Here is a 17,066-nt window from a genome sequence, read left to right as displayed (position 1 = left end):
CTCTCGAACGAAAAGGAAATTTCGATGAAGGACGTCAAGAAAGCCATCATTCCCGTTGCGGGTCTTGGCACGCGGTTTCTCCCCGCGACCAAATCCATGCCAAAGGAAATGCTGACGATCGTGGACCGCCCGGTGGTGCAATATGCCGTCGATGAAGCCCTTGAGGCCGGGATTGAGCATATCGTCTTCGTCACCGGCCGCAACAAGGCGGCGATTGAAGACTATTTCGATATTCAGCCGGAACTCGTTTCGACGCTTACCCAGTCCGGTAAAACGGAGCAGCTTGCATCACTGCAGCGCCTTTTGCCGAAAGCCGGGAGCATGAGCTTCACGAGGCAGCAATCGCCACTTGGTCTCGGACACGCGGTCTGGTGCGCGCGCGATATCATCGGCGATGAACCCTTCGCGCTTCTCCTGCCTGACATGGTGACTTTCGGCGCGCGTGGTTGCATGGCCGGCATGGTCGATCTCTACAGGCGCACGGGCGGCAATCTGATCGCGGTGGAACAGTGCGATCCCTCCGAGACAGGCAAATACGGCATCGTCGCCAAGGGGCGCGAGATCGGCAAGGGTTTCGAGATCTCCGGCATGGTCGAAAAGCCGGCGCCAGCCGTTGCGCCGTCCAACTACTACATCAATGGGCGCTATATCCTTCAGCCCGATGTCTTTGATATACTGGAAAAACAGGAACCGGGCGCGGGTAACGAGATTCAACTGACCGATGCCATGCTGCGCCTTTCAGACGATCAGGATTTCTTCGCGTTTCCGTTCGAAGGCCGCACCTTCGATTGCGGATCGAAGGAAGGCTTCATCGAGGCCAATGTGGCTTTTGCGCTGGCGCGGGCGGATATCAGCGGTCAGATTTTCGAGCCATTGCGCGATATCATCCTCTCGCATGAGAAGGCGACCGAAGCGGCGTAAAACAGCTCGGGGCGCGCGGCCTGCATTCTGGTGCGGGCCGCGCGCTCATCATTTGAATTGATATGAAGAATTGGCGGTATCATGCATCAAGGCAATCTCCCGTTTAACGACAGGCTCGCGGTAAACGCGAAGGGGCAGACGGATGCCGACAATTTCATCGATGTCGAACATCTGCTCGCCATGGCGCAACGCCAGGCAAAGACGGTGGCCATCATCGCGGCGATCGGGCTCATGCTCGGCATCGTCAGCCTCATCTTCTCGACCTCCTATTACACGGCTGGGACGAGCATTCTGCTCGATGACAATCTCGGCAAGCTGGCGGACGAGCCGTCACCAATGCCCGCCAACGCGCAGACCGACGCCACCATTCTCAGCCAGATAGCGATCCTGAAATCGACTGAACTCGCCGCCAAGGTGGTGGACCGCGAAAATCTGACTGAAAACGCGACATTCATGAACCCGCCGCGATCGCTCCTCTCGCGGATCAAAGGCACGGTGCAGAGCGTCGTGCAAATGTTCGGAGGCGGAGCAGAAGAAACGGCGAATATATCCGGATCGGCAGGGCGGCGCATGTATGCGGCCTCGATTCTTCAACGCAATCTCAACGTTGAACGGCAGGGGCGCAGCTTTGTCATCGATCTGAACTATACGTCGAATGATGCCGATCTTGCCGGCCGAATCACGCGGGCCTATGCCGATGTCTATCTCGCCGACCAACTCGATGCGAATTTTGATGCGACGCAGCGGGCTACCATTTGGCTGCAGAGCCGTCTTGTCAATCTCAAGGAGAGCTCGCAAAAGGCAGCTCTCGATGTCGAACGCTACAGGGCGGCCAATGGCCTGACTTCGGCGAAGGGTGCCCTGGTTTCCGAACAGCAGCTTTCCGATCTCAACAGCCAATTCATTCTGGCGCAGGCGGATACGGCACGGGCGCTGGCACAATATAACCAATACAAATCGATCGTTGACAGCGGTCCGGAAGCGGCGGTCAGCAACGCTGCGGTTCTTTCGGATCAGTCGAACACGTCGGTCGTCTCGACGCTGAGAACCCGTTATCTGACAATCACCAAACGTATCCAGGAAATCACCAACCTCTATGGCGAGGATCATCCGCAAGCCGTGAGCCTTCGCACCGAGCAACAGGAAGTCGGGCGGCAGATATTCCAGGAGCTCAAGCAGATGACGGCAAGCCTGCACAACCAGTATGAGGTTGCGCAGTCGCGCGAGACGTCTCTCAAGGATAGCCTGGAAAGGGTTACGGGCGTGACCTCCACGGCAAATGAGTCGCTGGTCCACCTCAGAGAACTGGAGCAGAAGTCGCAGGCGCTCAGCGATCTCTATCAGACCTATCTCAAACGCTATCAGGAGGCTTCCCAGCAGCAATCGTTCCCGATCGCCAAGGCCCGCATCATCTCCGTTGCATCAAAGCCGACCGATCCGTCGAGCCCGAAGACGAAGATGGTCCTCGCTGCATCACTGCTGCTCGGCCTTTTTGCGGGGGCGGGCATCGGCGCCTGGCGCGAGTTCCGCGAGCGGTTTTTCCGGGTGGGCGAGGAAGTCCGCGCACTTTTGGGCGTCAAATTCCTCGGTTATTTGCCCGTTGTCAGCGGCGCCGGCGATGCCGGCTCGCGGAATTCCTCATCGGATGATCAGGGGCCTGCGCCGCGTGTGACCAACATGATGCGCGTTGCCATCGACGCGCCGGCCTCCGCTTTCGCCGAAACCCTGCGCAGTGCCAAGATCGCGGCCGACGTGGTGCTGCAGGGCCGGGAAAGTAAGGTGATCGGCATCATTTCCGTCCTGCCGAATGAAGGAAAATCCACCATTGCGGCGAACTTTGCCGGGCTTCTCGCCGCCAATGGCGCAAAGACGCTTCTGATCGACGGCGATTTGCGCAATCCGGGCCTGACCCGCGCGCTGTCTCTCGCACCTCAAAAGGGGCTCGTCGAAGTCATTGTCGGTGAGCTGCCCTGGCAGAGCGCTGTCAAGATCGACAGCAAGACCAAGCTGGCCATTCTCCCGGCGGTTGTTCCCCGGCACCTGTCGCATACCAGCGAACTGCTTTGCTGCGCGGGCATGAAAAATCTGCTTGAGGAAGCCCGGGGCATCTTCGAATATATCATTGTCGATCTTCCGCCTCTCGGTCCGGTGGTCGATTCAAAAGCGTTTGCGCCTCTGGCCGACGGTTTCGTCATGGTGACGGAATGGGGCGTCACGCCGCGCGCGCTCGTCAGGTCGATGCTGCAGGCGGAAACCCAGATCACGCCGAAGGTCCTGGGGCTGGTTCTCAACAAGGCAGACATGAAGCGGCTTGCGAAATACAGTTCCTATGGAAGTTCGGAGCATTTCATGGACCGCTATTCGAGCTATTACCTCGACGATACAGGTTCCGCTTCGTCCAAATCGTAAGGACGAGGGATCAGGTCGAGAGGATGCGGCCCCTCTTGTTCCACAGGCGCAGCGCACTGAGCCTGCCGGAATAAAACGCGCCCGTATCGATATTGATCCTTCGTCCTTCCGGGTGTGCCTTTTCCACCGGTGTGTGACCATGGATCACCCATTGCTCCAGCAGATGGGCATTATCGATAAATTCCCTGCGAATGAAAACGAGGTCTTCATCAGTCTGCTCGTCGAGCGGTATGCCGGGCCTTATTCCCGCGTGGACGAGGAGAAAACGATCGGCATCGATCAGGATCGGCAGGGAACGCAGGAATTCCTTGTGGCTTTCGGGAATCGCAGAGCGGATCCTGTCGTCGCGTTCCTGCGGTGAACGATAGACCTGCCGCATGTGATCCACGTCCATGCCATAGGAGAGCAGGGTGGAGGCGGCGCCCATCTGCAGCCAGCGCTCCAACGAGAGGTGCCCATCCAGATAATCGAGCATCGCCATCTCGTGATTGCCTGTGAGGCAGATGCGATGAAAATCCTGGGGCGGTGGATTGAGGAGATGCTCGACGACTTGCGCAGAATCAGGCCCGCGGTCGACATAATCGCCGAGCATGACGATCAGCTTCGGACCAGGCAGCCGGCTGGCGTCTGCGGCGATGATGCGTTCGAGCGTCATGAGCTGGTCATAGCAACCATGCACGTCACCGATGACGTAAGCTGCAATGCGCGAGATGTCGATTGAAAGCCGCCGTCTTTGGACCCGCCGAGGAGACCTGGCGAACTTTAGGGATTGAAAAAGATTCTTCACTGAACTTCCCCGCTCGCTAAGCCGTTGAGAAGTTTAGGCGAGTGTGCCGTCGCTGGCTAGGCCCGAGGAACATGCCGGCTCATTTCGAGGCGCGATCTATCCGTGCCCGCCTCCTGGATGGCCTCGGTGCTCGACGATTTATGGCTCACCCATCAATCATAAAAAATCTCGATGACGAAGCAGTGCGCCTTACCGGAAAGACGCATCGGAGTTTCCGGCAATGGTTCGATCTGTGCGCAGTCGAGCGCGGAAAGGCTTACGCGGGCGTCGCCTGTTTCCACGTCCAGCTTGCCGCTATGGCAGAGAGCCAATGTCGGCATGCCGGCGGTCTGCCGTTCAATCGCACCATCGATCTCGATCCGGCTTACCTTGTGGGTGACCGTGCCGCGCCGGGTCATCACGTTGAGGTCGGTGATCGGCCCGTCGCTCAGCCGGGCGTCGACCGTGATATCGGCGGGAAACGACAAGGGGTCGGCATCTGCGTCGAGAAAGGCACGGTTTCCGTCGCCGAATGTCAGCTCAAGACCGTTACCGTCGAGAATGGCCAGTGTGCGGTCGATGCCGGGAAAGTGCGAAAACGGGCCATCGCCTGCCACCTTGGCCATGCTCACCCGCCAGCCGAAATCCGCAAAGCCCGCCCCTTGCGGGAAGACTGCAATCTCCGTCGTCTCCCCGCCGCCGTTCTTCCACGGCATGCGGCGATGGTCTTCCGCCCGCAGAAGCGATATGCCCATCAGCCAATCCAACCGTTGGAAGCCGCCCAGAAGGCGATCGGCGCCGCGAGCAGGATGCTGAGTGCGGTGCGGATGTACCAGATCACGATCAGGTCGCGGAGCCTGAGCGGAATTGAGGTCGCGAGCACACAAGGGATCGAGGCCGAAAGAAACAGCACCTGGCTGACGGAAACGACCGCCGCCACGAATTTCAGCACTGGGTCGGCGTCTTTGAGCAAAATGGCAGGAAGGAACATTTCGGCAAGACCCGAGGACAATGACCTGGCGGCCAGCATCGGATCTGGAAGCTGTGCGATCCAGGTGAAGGGGTAGAGCGCCCATCCCGGTATGTCGAAGATCGGCGTGTATTTGGCTGCGAGCAATCCGAGAAGACCGACCGCCATGATGCTGGGCAGGATCATGGATGCCATACGCAGGCCGTCCAAAAAGGTCGCGCCGAGCAGGGACAATATCCCCGGCGCTTTCTGGGCCTGCTCGATACCAGCGTCTACCGCTGCCATGAGACGCCCCTTGCCCGCAGGCAGTGGCAGGTCACGGTCGGCGGGATGGTCCATCCGGCGGAGCGGCCAGAGCCGGGCGGTGATGGCCGAGACGATGAAGGTGACGAGGAGGGTCGTCCAAAAATAGAGGTTCCAGGAACCCATCAGGCCGAGCGTCTTGGCGACGATGATCATGAAGGTTGCCGAAACGGTGGAAAAGCCGGTGGCGACGATGGCTGCTTCGCGCGCCGTATACTTGCCTTCCTTATAAACGCGGTCGGTAATGAGCAGGGCGAGCGAGTAGCTGCCGACGAAGGAGACAACGGCGTCGATGGCCGACCAGCCGGGGGTGCGCCAGATGGGGCGCATGATGGGCTGGACGATGACGCCGGTGAGTTCGAGAAGCCCGTAGCCGATGAGAAAGGCGAGCGCCAGCCCGCCGATGGGAACGATCAGGCCGACGGACAGCACCAGCTTGTCGAACAGGAAGGGCAGCATGTCGGGCTGGAAAATAGCAGCCGGGCCGATGCCCGCCAGATACATGCCCGTGAGAACGAGGCCCAGGACACGCAGCAGGGAAAACACGGTTTCGGTGGTATTCTTGTTCCATGTGCCGCGGATGAAGGGTGCAAACGCGCCATAGGCGATCAGCGCGGTCACGAAGACGAGCGCCGCCGGCCGGAAATTCGTGGCAATTGCCGTCGCCGCGTGATCCAGCAGGATGGTCGTTTTGCTGCCTATGGTGACGGGCACGAAAAAGAAGAAAATGCCGATGAGGCTGTAGATGATGAGCTTCAATGCGGCCGTGCCGCGCGAGCGGTGTTGAGCAAATGCTGAATCTGTCATTGTAGTTCCCCATGATCCTTTTTGATTAACAGCAAGCGAGGCAGCCCCCGGAGCCTCGCGGGTTCTCCTCAGTTGCCCAGAATAGCGGGAAGGCGGAGGCCCTTTTCCCTGGCGCAGTCGGTGGCGATTTCGTAGCCGGCATCGGCATGGCGCATGACGCCGGTTGCCGGGTCGTTCCACAGCACGCGCTCGATGCGGCGCGCCGCGTCTTCGCTGCCATCGGCGCAAATAACCATGCCGGAGTGCTGCGAGAAGCCCATGCCGACGCCGCCGCCATGGTGCAAGCTGACCCAGGTCGCGCCCGACGCGGTGTTGAGCAGCGCGTTAAGCAGCGGCCAGTCGGAGACGGCGTCGGAGCCGTCCTTCATGGCCTCCGTCTCGCGGTTCGGCGAGGCGACGGAGCCGGAATCGAGGTGATCGCGTCCGATGACGACAGGCGCTTTCAATTCGCCGCTGGCCACCATTTCGTTGAAGGCGAGGCCGAGCTTGTGGCGGTCGCCGAGACCCACCCAGCAGATGCGAGCGGGCAGGCCCTGGAAGGCGATGCGCTCGCGCGCCATGTCGAGCCAGTTGTGCAGGTGCGTGTTGTCCGGGAGAAGCTCCTTCACCTTGGCGTCGGTCTTGTAGATGTCCTCCGGATCGCCGGAAAGTGCAGCCCAGCGGAACGGGCCTATGCCCCGGCAAAACAGCGGGCGGATATAGGCCGGCACGAAGCCGGGGAAGGCAAAGGCGTTCTCCAGCCCCTCATCCTTGGCGACCTGACGGATATTGTTGCCATAGTCGAGCGTCGGGATGCCTCGCTCCCAGAATGCGAGCATTGCCTCGACATGCTCGCGCATCGACGCGCGAGCCGCCTTCTCGACCGCCTTCGGGTCGGTTTCGCGCTTCTCCCGCCACTCGGCCATCGTCCAGCCCTTGGGCAGGTAGCCGTTGATCGGATCATGGGCCGAGGTCTGGTCGGTGACGATATCGGGGCGCACGCCGCGGCGCACCAGCTCGGGAAGGACTTCCGCCGCATTGCCGAGAAGGCCGACGGATTTTGCCTCGCCCGCCTTGGTCCAGCGGTCGATCATGTCAAGCGCTTCATCGAGCGTTTCGGCCTTTGCATCGACATAGCGGGTGCGCAGGCGGAAATCGATTGAGTCCGGGTTGCACTCGACGGCGAGGCAGCAGGCGCCTGCCATGACGGCGGCGAGCGGCTGCGCGCCGCCCATGCCGCCCAGACCGCCGGTCAGGATCCATTTGCCCTTGAGGCTGCCGCCATAATGCTGGCGTCCGGCCTCGACGAAAGTCTCATAGGTGCCCTGAACAATGCCCTGCGTGCCGATATAAATCCACGATCCCGCGGTCATCTGGCCATACATGGCGAGCCCCTTTTTATCGAGCTCGTTGAAATGATCCCAGGTCGCCCAATGCGGCACGAGATTGGAATTGGCGATAAGGACGCGCGGGGCGTTCGCATGGGTCTTGAACACGCCGACCGGCTTGCCGGATTGCACCAGCAGCGTCTCGTCTTCCTCAAGCGTCTTCAAGGTGGCAACGATGCGGTCGAAATCGTCCCAGGTGCGCGCAGCGCGGCCAATGCCGCCATAGACCACCAGTTCGTTCGGGTTCTCGGCCACATCAGGGTCGAGATTGTTCATCAGCATGCGGAGCGGCGCTTCGGTCATCCAGCTTTTGGCATTGAGTTCGGTTCCGCGCGGCGCCCGGATTTCGCGGATGTTGTGGCGTGGGTTGGTCATGCGGCTTTCCCTTTTAGCGTCGGCGCGATCTGTTCGATGCGCTGGAGAATAGTTTTCAGATGGACGCGGAGCTTTTCAGCCTTCGCCTCGTCATAGGCGAAGGGCGGCGTCTCGGAGGTGAGATGGGTCGATTGCGCCAGTTCCATCTGGATGGCGTGAACGCCGGTTTCGGGCTTGCCGTAATGGCGCGTGGTCCAGCCGCCCTTGAAGCGTCCGTTGAGGATGGAAGTGTATCCCTCCGCCGCCTTGACGATGTCGCTTGCCGCAGCCTCGATTTCGGGTGCGCAAGTCTTGCCGTTATCGGTGCCGATGTTGAAATCCGGCAGCTTGCCCTCGAAGAGGAATGGAATATGCGAGCGGATCGAATGGCAGTCATAGAGGATGGCGATGCCGTGGATCGCCTTGACCCGATCGATCTCGGCGGCGAGCGCTGCATGATAGGGCGCATGGAAGACGGCGAGCCGCGTGCTTGTATCGGCCTCATCGGGCGCACGGCCTTGGAGCCAGATCGGTGCGTTGTCGAAATCGGTTTCGGGGATGAGGCCCGTGGTGTTCTGGCCGGGATAGAGGCTTATCCCTGCTGGATCGCGGTTGGCGTCTATCACGTAACGATGAAACGTCGCGCGCACCGTTGTCACCTCAGGCAGGAGCCCGTCATAGAGCTTGTGGATGTGCCAGTCGGTATCGGCAAGCAGGCGGCCATTGGCGTTGAGCCTTTCCCATATATCGGGTGGCACTTCGGTTCCCGTGTGGGGAAGGCCGAGAATAACAGGGGAATTGCCCTGCCTGACTTCGAACATGGCCATATCAATTTTCCAATGTAGGAAGAATGTCGTTGGAAACGGAAGCGTTCAACGCGCCGGTGGCGACGAGATCGCTGACCGCCTTCAGGTCCGGCGCCATATAGCGGTCGATTTCGAGTTCCGGCACGGCGGCGCGGATCGTGGCGTGCGCCTTGAGCAGTTCCGGGCTGGTCCGGAGGGGCCGGCGGAAATCGAGGCCCTGGGCTGCGGTCAGCGCCTCGATGCCGATGATGGAGAACAGATTTTCCGTCATCTGCAACAGACGGCGCGCGCCGTGGCAGGCCATGGAAACATGGTCTTCCTGATTGGCTGAGGTCGGCGTGGAATCGACCGATGCCGGGTGCGACATCTGCTTGTTCTCGCTCATCAGCGCGGCGGAGGTGACCTCGGCGATCATCAGACCGGAATTGAGACCCGGCTTCCTGGCGAGAAAGGCTGGAAGGCCGAAGCTCAGCGCCGGATCGACAAGCAGTGCGATACGACGTTGGGAAATCGCACCGATTTCGCAGATGGCAAGCGCGATCTGATCGGCGGCAAAAGCCACCGGCTCGGCGTGAAAATTGCCGCCCGATATCACTTGGCCATCGCTCACCACCAGGGGGTTGTCGGTGACGGCATTGGCTTCGATTTCCAGTGTGCGGGCTGTCATGCGCAGCAGGTCGAGACAGGCGCCATCGACCTGCGGCTGGCAGCGGATGCAATAGGGATCCTGCACACGCTCATCGCCTTCGAGATGGCTTGCACGGATTTCAGAGCCTTCCAGCAAGGTGCGAAGGGTGTAAGCGGTATCGATCTGGCCCTTATGCCCCCTGAGCGTATGGATTTCCGGGTGGAACGGCGCGGACGAGCCCATCGCGGCATCGGTGGAAAGCGCGCCGGTGATGAGTGCCGTCTGCGCTGCGCGATGCGCCCGGAACAGGCCGGCAAGCGCCAGCGCGGTGGAAACCTGCGTGCCGTTGATGAGGGCGAGCCCTTCCTTGGCGGCGAGCATGACGGGTTTCAGCCCTGCTTTCGACAATGCTTCTTTCGCGGCAAGCCGTTCGCCGCCGTAAAAGGCTTCGCCTTCGCCGATCATCGCCGCCGCCATATGAGCAAGCGGCGCCAGATCGCCGGATGCGCCGACCGATCCCTTCTCCGGGATGACGGGGATGACACCCTTATTTAGCATGTCCTCGATCAACCGGATGATCTCCATGCGAACGCCGGAGGCTCCGCGGCCAAGCGAGATGAGTTTCAGCGCCATGATGAGGCGGACGATCTCTTCCGCGAAAGGAGCCCCCACGCCGCAGCAATGCGACAGGATCAAATTGCGCTGCGGCGTGGCGACATCGGCGGCATCGATGCGGATGCTCGCCAGCTTGCCGAAACCGGTATTGACGCCATAGACCGGCTGGTCGCCCCGCGCGATCTGGGCAATGCGTGCTGCCGCCTTTTCGATCCCCGCGTCAAAGGACGGATCGAGTCGCGCCGCCGCACCGGTCCAGTAGATGGTTTCCAATGTCCGCAGCGGCACGGAACCGGGCTGGAGCAAGAGCGTCGTGTTCATTGGCCTCTCCATATCCGCTGGTGCAGGGGATTGAAGCCCATGCGATAGACAAGCTCAGCCGGGCGCTCGATATCCCAGATGGCGAGATCGGCCCATTTGCCGGCTTCGAGCGTTCCTGTCTCCGCGAGAATGCCAAGAGCGCGAGCGGCTTCGCGGGTCACGCCGGCAATGCATTCGTCGACCGTCAGGCGGAATAGCGTCGCGCTCATGTTCATGGTGAGCAGCAGCGAGGTCAGCGGCGAGGTGCCGGGATTGCTGTCAGTGGCGATGGCGATTTTTACGCCATGCCTGCGCAATTGCTCGACCGGCGGAAGCTGCTTTTCGCGGATGAAATAGAAAGCGCCAGGCAACAACACGGCGACCGTCGCGGCTTTCGCCATCGCCATCACGCCGGCTTCGTCGGTATATTCCATATGGTCGACGGAAAGCGCGCCGAACTCGGCGGCAAGCTTTGCCCCGTGCAGGTTCGATAATTGGTCGGCGTGGAGCTTGACAGGCAGGCCGTGTTTTTGCGCCGCGCGAAACACTTGCGCGATCTGGTCAGGCGAAAAGGCGATGCCTTCGCAAAAACCGTCCACGGCATCGGCCAATCCCTCCGCTGCAATTGCCGGCAACATCTCGTTGGCGACGCGGTCGATATAGGCCTGCTTGTCGCCATCGGCTTCCGGCGGCAGGGCGTGGGCGCCGAGAAAGGTGGTGCATATGGAAACGGGCCGTTCGTTTTCGAGCAGCCGGGCCACCTTCAGCGATTTGCGCTCGTTGTCGAGATCCAGGCCGTAACCGGATTTGACCTCGACCGTGGTGACGCCTTCGGTGATCAGCGCATCGAGGCGGGGCAGGGTCTCGCGCAGCAAATCCTCTTCGCTCGCGGCTCTCAGCGCCTTGACCGAGGAGACGATGCCGCCGCCGGCCTTCGCCACCTCTTCATAGGTGGCCCCGGCAAGCCTCAGCTCGAATTCATGCGCGCGGTTTCCGGCATGGACGAGATGGGTGTGACAGTCGATCAGGCCGGGGGTGATCCAACGGCCCTCGCAGTCGATGCGCTCCAGTGCCGCGAGGGGCGCGGGCAGTTCCTCCTCCGTTCCGGCATAGGCGATGCGCCCGTCCCGGACCGCCACGGCACCCTTCTCCACGATACCGAGACCGGGCAGGCTTTCGCTAAGCGTGGCCAGCCGGGCGTTGCGCCAGAGCCGGTCTTTGCTGGGATTTTTGCTTTGCGCCATGATGGTTTCCTGCTTCCCCTGTTTGATGATAATGTATATACATATTTCGAGTGATCGCAAGTGGCCGAAGTGGTTCGGGTGGATCGGACGAGGAGAGAGCTGTGACAGTAAATGATGCGGGAAACGGCGTGGTCAACGGGGGTGAAAAACAGGCGGCCATTCATGCCCGTTGCGCGCTTCTGCCCAACGGCTGGGCACGGGATGTGCGTATTTCATTTGCGGGCGGTTTGATCGCTTCGGTCGAAACGGGTGAGGCGGCAAGGGCTGACGATGAACACCATGCCGCCATTCTGCCGGGAATGCCCAATCTGCACAGCCATGCCTTTCAATACGGCATGGCGGGGCTTGCCGAGCGGCGCGGCCCGTCAGCGGACAGTTTCTGGAGCTGGCGCGATGTGATGTACCGCTTCGCGCTTTCCATGACGCCCGAACAGGTGGAAGCTGTGGCCCTGCAGCTCTATGTGGAGATGCTGGAGGCGGGCTTTACCCGCGTCGGCGAGTTCCATTATCTGCATCATGACCGGGATGGCAGCGCTTATGGCGATATCGCGGAGATGGCGGCGCGCATCGTGTCGGCGGCCGGGCAGAGCGGGATCGGGCTGACGTTGCTGCCGGTGTTCTATGCCCACTCGACCTTTGGGGGCGCCGTGCCGAATGACGGCCAACGGCGGTTCATCAATGATCTCGACGGTTTTGCGCGGCTGATCGATGGCTGCAAGCCGCTGGTAGCGGGGCTCGACGGGGCGGTTCTGGGCGTTGCGCCACATAGTCTGCGCGCGGCAACGCCGGACGAATTGGCGGTTGTGAGTAAGCTCCTGCCGCAGACGCCCGTGCACATCCATGTGGCCGAACAGGTTAAGGAGGTGGAGGACTGTATTGCGTGGTCGGGCGCGCGTCCGGTCGAATGGCTCCTGGATAATGTGGATGTCGATGGCCGCTGGTGTCTGATCCATGCCACCCACATGACGGATGAGGAGACACGCCGGATGGCGGAGAGTGGCGCGGTTGCGGGCCTCTGCCCGGTGACGGAAGCCAATCTCGGCGATGGCACGTTCCAAGCGCCGCTCTTTGCCGCGTATGGTGGCCGGTTCGGCACCGGCTCGGATTCCAACGTGCTGATCGGTATTGGCGACGAGTTGCGGCAGCTCGAATATTCGCAACGGCTTTTTCATCGGGCCCGCAACGTCATGGCTGTGGCGGAGGGCTCAACGGGGCGTGCGCTTTATGATGGCGCATTTGCCGGCGGCAGCGCCGCGCTGGGCGTTTCGGGCGAGGGTGTTGCGGTGGGGCAGGCGGCGGATATGATTTCGCTCGATACGGGCAGGCTTGCGGAAGCCCAAGGCGATGCGGTTCTGGATGGCTGGATTTTCGCAGGCCGTGCAAAAGTCGACAACGTCTGGGTGCGCGGCGTGAAGCAGGTGGAAGGCGGCCGGCATCGCCTGCGCGACCAGTCGGCGCGGGCATTCGATATTGTGCTGAAGCAACTTCTTCAGGGATGAGCGATCGGTGGAGTTTGTATTTTTACCCTAGCGTATGCACCCTATCCAGGGTTGCAGTGAGGTGTCGATTCGAATGGACGGGGTGAATGGTGCACAATTCCAATGACCGGAATGGAAGCGAGAGCCCGCCCTCGCTGCATCAACGCATCCTCGGGGATATCGAGGCGCATATCTTCTCCGGCGATTGGCCGCCCGGCTACCGCATCCCATTCGAGCATGAGCTGACCGAGCAGTATGGCTGCTCCCGGATGACGGTGAACAAGGCGCTGACGCAGCTTGCCAAGGCGGGGCTGATCGAGCGTAAGCGGCGCTCCGGCAGTTTCGTCGCCCAGCCGCAGTCGCAGGCTGCGATCCTGGAAATCCACGATATACGGGAAGAGGTGCAGCAACTCGGGCTGCCCTACCGCTACGAATTGGTGAAGATGCGCAAGCGAAAAGCCGGTGCGTCGGATCGCAAGCGTCTGGATGTTGGAACGGACGCTTCGCTGCTTGATCTTTCATGCCGGCATTTCGCCGGACCGCGCCCTTTCTGCCTGGAGGAGCGCATCATCAATCTCAGTTCCGTGCCGGAGGCGAGCGGCGAGGATTTCCGGCAGGTCGCTCCCGGTCCCTGGCTTCTCGACCGCGTGCCCTGGAGCAATGCCGAGCACAACATTCGCGCCGTCGCCGCGGAACATGAAACGGCGGAAGCGCTGGCCATTCCCGAGGGTGCGCCGTGCCTCGTCGTCGAACGGCGCACCTGGAATGCCGGCCAGCCGATAACCCATGTGCGGCTGACCTATTCCGGCGACAATCACGCGCTCATTGCCCGATTTACACCGGCGCAGGGATGAGTCTTTTCAAGCTATTTACGCTGCTTGCTTGATGCTTTCACTGAGCATGGAGACCATCGTGTCGATCTGCTCCCGCTCGACGATCAGCGGCGGCGAGAGGGCGATGGTGTCGCCGGTGACGCGGATGAGCAGGCCTTTTTTGAAGCAATCGGTGAAGATCTCGTAGGCGCGCGCGCCGGCGGCCCCGTCGCGCGAGGCAAGCTCGATGCCGGCCACGAGGCCGATCGTGCGGATGTCGATGATGTTGGGCAGACCCTTCAGCGAATGGATCGCGTCCTGCCAGTAAGGGGCGAGTTCCGCGCCGCGCGTGAGTAGCCCTTCTTCCTCGTAGATTTCCAGCGTGGCCAGTCCCGCCGCGCAGGCCGCGGGATGGCCGGAATAGGTGTAGCCGTGGAAAAGCTCGATCTGGCTTTCCGGCCCCTGCATCAGCGCGTCATAGATATTGCGACTGGCGAAGACGGCGCCCATTGGGATAGCGCCGTTGGTGAGCCCCTTGGCGGTGGTGACGAGATCGGGGACGACGCCGAAATAGTCGACGGCGAAAGGCGTACCGAGGCGACCGAAGCCGGTGATGACCTCATCGAAGATCAGCAGGATGCCGTGCTTGTCGGCAATGGCGCGCAGCCGTTCCAGATAGCCCTTTGGCGGCAGCAGGACGCCGGTCGATCCGGCGACGGGCTCGACGATGACGGCGGCGATCGTCTCGGCACCATGCAGTGCGACGAGCCGTTCCAGATCGTCGGCGAGTTCCGCGCCATGGGCGGGGAGGCCTTTGACGAAGGCGTTGCGCTCGGGATCGTGGGTGTGGCGCAGATGGTCCGTGCCAGGGAGCAGTGGGAATACGCGGCGGTTATTGACGAGGCCGCCGACAGAGATGCCGCCGAAGCCGACGCCATGATAGCCGCGCTCACGGCCGATGACGCGGGTGCGCGTTCCCTGACCGATGGCGCGCTGATAGGCGATGGCGATCTTGAGCGCGGTATCGACGGATTCCGAACCTGACCCGGTGAAGAATATCCGGTCAAGCTTGGCGTCCGCGCCGCCGGGTGCCCGCTGGCCAAGCTTTTCGGCGAAATCGAAGGCGATGGGATGCCCCATCTGGAAGGAGGGGGCGAAGTCCATGGTTGTGAGCTGGCGTTCCACTGCCTCGGCGATGCGCCTGCGGGCATGGCCGGCATTGACGCACCACAGGCCCGCCGTTCCATCCAGAACCTTTCCGCCGTCGACATCGGTGTAATACATGCCCTCGGCGCTGGCGAGCAGGCGCGGGGCGGCCTTGAACTGCCGGTTGGCGGTAAACGGCATCCAATAGTTCTCAAGGCTCGGCGTGTTGGCTTTGGTCAGCATGGCGGAACTCCCTTTCCGATGAAGAGGACACGCTTCGCTTAGAGGCAACAAGTCCTTTTCTAGCCGTTCATAAATAACTGATATTGCTTATACCATACACGGGATTTACCGTATATCGAACATCAACAACACCGGAGCGCAGCACGGTCATGGGCATCGATATCGGCGGCAGGCTGCGTTTTGTCCGCATGCGGCACAATTTCTCGCAGCGCGAACTGGCAAAACGGGCCGGGGTGACCAATTCCACCATCTCGCTGATTGAATCCAACCAGACCAATCCATCGGTCGGGGCGCTCAAGCGCATTCTCGACGGCATCCCCATCGGCCTGTCGGAATTCTTCGCGATCGAGCCGGACGCGCCGCTGAAAGCATTTTATCAGGCGGACGAACTCGTCGAGATCGGCAAGGGCAAGATTTCCTATCTGCAGGTGGGCGACAACCTTTTCGCCCGCTCGCTGCAGATATTGAAGGAGCGCTACGAGCCGGGTGCGGATACGGGCCGGGTGCCGCTGGTGCATGAAGGCGAGGAGGGCGGCGTGGTGATCAGTGGGCGCATCGAGGTAACGGTCGGGAGCGAACGCCGGATTCTGGGACCGGGAGACGCCTATTATTTCGAAAGCAGGCGCCCGCACCGCTTCCGTTGCGTCGGGCCCGTGCCGTGCGAGGTCGTCAGCGCCTGCACGCCGCCGACGTTTTGAGGATGGTTTCCATGTTTTGGCTCCGCAGCCCCTCGACCGAAATGATCCGCGATCATTTTTCGGTGTAGAGGACATCCCGGCCGATATCGACGGCGCGCCGCTTGCCGCAGAGCGCCATGGTGGTATCGAGTTCCTTGCGGATGATGTCGAGGGCGAGCGTCACGCCCTCCTTGCCCATCGCTCCCAGCCCATAGAGGAACGGACGGCCGATATAGGTGCCCTTGGCGCCATAGGCGAGCGCCTTCAGCACATCCTGGCCCGAGCGGATGCCGCCATCCATGTGCACCTCGATCTTGTCGCCGACCGCCTCGACGATCCTGGGCAGGACCGAGATGGAGGAGGGGGCGCCGTCGAGCTGCCGTCCGCCATGATTGGACACGATGAGCGCGTCGGCACCTGATTGCGCCGCCATCTTTGCGTCTTCCACGTCGAGAATACCTTTGAGGATAAGCGGCCCGCCCCAGCGCTGCTTGATCCATTCGACATCGCTCCAATTGAGCCTGGGGTCGAATTGTTCGGCGGTCCAGGCGGAAAGCGAGGAAATGTCGCCCACGCCTTTGGCGTGGCCGACGATGTTGCGGAATGTACGGCGCTTGGTACCGAGCATGCCGAGGCACCAGCCCGGTCTCGTCGCCATCTGCCAGATGTGCTTCGGCGTGAATTTCGGCGGGGCGGAGAGGCCGTTGCGAAGGTCCTTGTGGCGCTGACCGAGGATCTGCAGGTCGAGTGTCAGGACGAGGGCCGAGCACCCGACAGCCTTGGCGCGGTCGATGAGGTTGATCACGAAATCCCGGTCGCGCATGACATAGAGCTGGAACCAGAACGGCTTTGTGGTGACGGAAGCGATATCCTCGATGGAGCAGATGCTCATCGTGGAAAGGGTGAAGGGAACGCCGAATTCCTCCGCGGCCCTCGCCGCCAGCATTTCGCCATCGGCGTGCTGCATGCCGGTCAGGCCGGTTGGGGCGAGGGCGACCGGCATCGAAACCTTCTGCCCGACCATCGTGCTTTCCAGCGAGCGGTTGGTCATATCGACCAGGATGCGCTGGCGCAGCTTGATCTTCTTGAAATCGTCTTCGTTGGCGCGATAGGTGCTTTCCGTCCAGGCGCCTGAATCGGCATAATCGAAAAACATCTTCGGAACGCGTCGGCGGGCCAGTTCCTTGAGTTCTGCAATTTCGTTGATCGTCGTCATCCCC

Annotated in this window: 14 protein-coding genes; 5 read left to right on the top strand and 9 right to left on the bottom strand. The window is 61.4% G+C overall.

Going from position 1 to position 17,066, the window contains the following annotated elements; all coding sequences use genetic code 11:
* Positions 1–24: 24 nt before the first annotated feature.
* Both galU and C5748_RS15645 read left to right on the top strand, forming a co-directional pair.
* Entirely contained in the window at positions 25–921 is an 897-nt protein-coding gene (galU, locus tag C5748_RS15650; protein ID WP_105742871.1) for a UTP--glucose-1-phosphate uridylyltransferase GalU, read from the top strand.
* A gap of 81 nt (positions 922–1,002) precedes the next feature.
* Positions 1,003–3,330: a polysaccharide biosynthesis tyrosine autokinase gene (locus tag C5748_RS15645; RefSeq protein WP_105742870.1), complete on the top strand. Its 2,328-nt coding sequence runs from the start codon at positions 1,003–1,005 to the stop codon at positions 3,328–3,330.
* Between the two features lie 10 nt (positions 3,331–3,340).
* Here the strand turns inward: C5748_RS15645 and C5748_RS15640 are convergent, their stop codons facing one another.
* From C5748_RS15640 to hutI, 7 genes are all read right to left on the bottom strand, one after another.
* The gene (locus tag C5748_RS15640) at positions 3,341–4,117 is read right to left on the bottom strand and encodes a metallophosphoesterase family protein (RefSeq protein WP_105742869.1); all 777 of its coding nucleotides are present in this window, start codon (positions 4,115–4,117) and stop codon (positions 3,341–3,343) included.
* Between the two features lie 152 nt (positions 4,118–4,269).
* Positions 4,270–4,851: a HutD/Ves family protein gene (locus tag C5748_RS15635; RefSeq protein ID WP_425350262.1), complete on the bottom strand. Its 582-nt coding sequence runs from the start codon at positions 4,849–4,851 to the stop codon at positions 4,270–4,272.
* Positions 4,851–6,176: a YjiH family protein gene (locus C5748_RS15630; RefSeq protein ID WP_105742868.1), complete on the bottom strand. Its 1,326-nt coding sequence runs from the start codon at positions 6,174–6,176 to the stop codon at positions 4,851–4,853. The genes C5748_RS15635 and C5748_RS15630 overlap by 1 nt, the downstream gene beginning before the upstream one ends.
* A gap of 68 nt (positions 6,177–6,244) precedes the next feature.
* Positions 6,245–7,918: a urocanate hydratase gene (hutU, locus tag C5748_RS15625; RefSeq protein WP_105742867.1), complete on the bottom strand. Its 1,674-nt coding sequence runs from the start codon at positions 7,916–7,918 to the stop codon at positions 6,245–6,247.
* On the bottom strand, positions 7,915–8,724 hold the full coding sequence (hutG, locus tag C5748_RS15620) for an N-formylglutamate deformylase (RefSeq protein ID WP_105742866.1): 810 nt from the start codon (positions 8,722–8,724) through the stop codon (positions 7,915–7,917). Before hutG ends, hutU begins: the two co-directional genes overlap by 4 nt.
* A 1-nt stretch (position 8,725) precedes the next feature.
* The gene (gene hutH, locus C5748_RS15615) at positions 8,726–10,267 is read right to left on the bottom strand and encodes a histidine ammonia-lyase (RefSeq protein WP_105742865.1); all 1,542 of its coding nucleotides are present in this window, start codon (positions 10,265–10,267) and stop codon (positions 8,726–8,728) included.
* On the bottom strand, positions 10,264–11,490 hold the full coding sequence (gene hutI / locus C5748_RS15610; protein WP_199194806.1) for an imidazolonepropionase: 1,227 nt from the start codon (positions 11,488–11,490) through the stop codon (positions 10,264–10,266). The genes hutH and hutI overlap by 4 nt, the downstream gene beginning before the upstream one ends.
* Before the next feature lie 128 nt (positions 11,491–11,618).
* On the opposite strand from hutI, the gene C5748_RS15605 reads away from it, so the two are divergent.
* Together C5748_RS15605 and hutC are read left to right on the top strand one after the other, a co-directional pair.
* Positions 11,619–12,989, top strand: coding sequence for a formimidoylglutamate deiminase (locus tag C5748_RS15605; protein WP_105742949.1), 1,371 nt, complete (start codon positions 11,619–11,621; stop codon positions 12,987–12,989).
* An 86-nt stretch (positions 12,990–13,075) separates the two neighbouring features.
* Positions 13,076–13,822, top strand: coding sequence for a histidine utilization transcriptional repressor HutC (gene hutC, locus C5748_RS15600; protein ID WP_105742864.1), 747 nt, complete (start codon positions 13,076–13,078; stop codon positions 13,820–13,822).
* Between the two features lie 15 nt (positions 13,823–13,837).
* Here the strand turns inward: hutC and aptA are convergent, their stop codons facing one another.
* Positions 13,838–15,169 (bottom strand): omega-aminotransferase AptA, encoded by a 1,332-nt coding sequence (gene aptA, locus C5748_RS15595; RefSeq protein WP_199194805.1) that lies wholly within the window; start codon positions 15,167–15,169, stop codon positions 13,838–13,840.
* Between the two features lie 149 nt (positions 15,170–15,318).
* Here aptA and C5748_RS15590 point away from each other — a divergent pair, with 149 nt between their 5' ends.
* Positions 15,319–15,867 (top strand): cupin domain-containing protein, encoded by a 549-nt coding sequence (locus C5748_RS15590; RefSeq protein ID WP_105742863.1) that lies wholly within the window; start codon positions 15,319–15,321, stop codon positions 15,865–15,867.
* A gap of 52 nt (positions 15,868–15,919) precedes the next feature.
* Here C5748_RS15590 and C5748_RS15585 read toward each other — a convergent pair whose 3' ends face one another.
* Positions 15,920–17,062, bottom strand: coding sequence for an alpha-hydroxy acid oxidase (locus C5748_RS15585; protein ID WP_105742862.1), 1,143 nt, complete (start codon positions 17,060–17,062; stop codon positions 15,920–15,922).
* Between the last annotated feature and the right edge of the window lie 4 nt (positions 17,063–17,066).

The organism is Phyllobacterium phragmitis (genome assembly GCF_002980495.1).
In the GTDB taxonomy this organism is placed as follows: domain Bacteria; phylum Pseudomonadota; class Alphaproteobacteria; order Rhizobiales; family Rhizobiaceae; genus Paramesorhizobium; species Paramesorhizobium phragmitis.
Note: the sequence above shows the minus strand (reverse complement) of the source record. Positions and strands in the feature narration are given on the sequence as shown.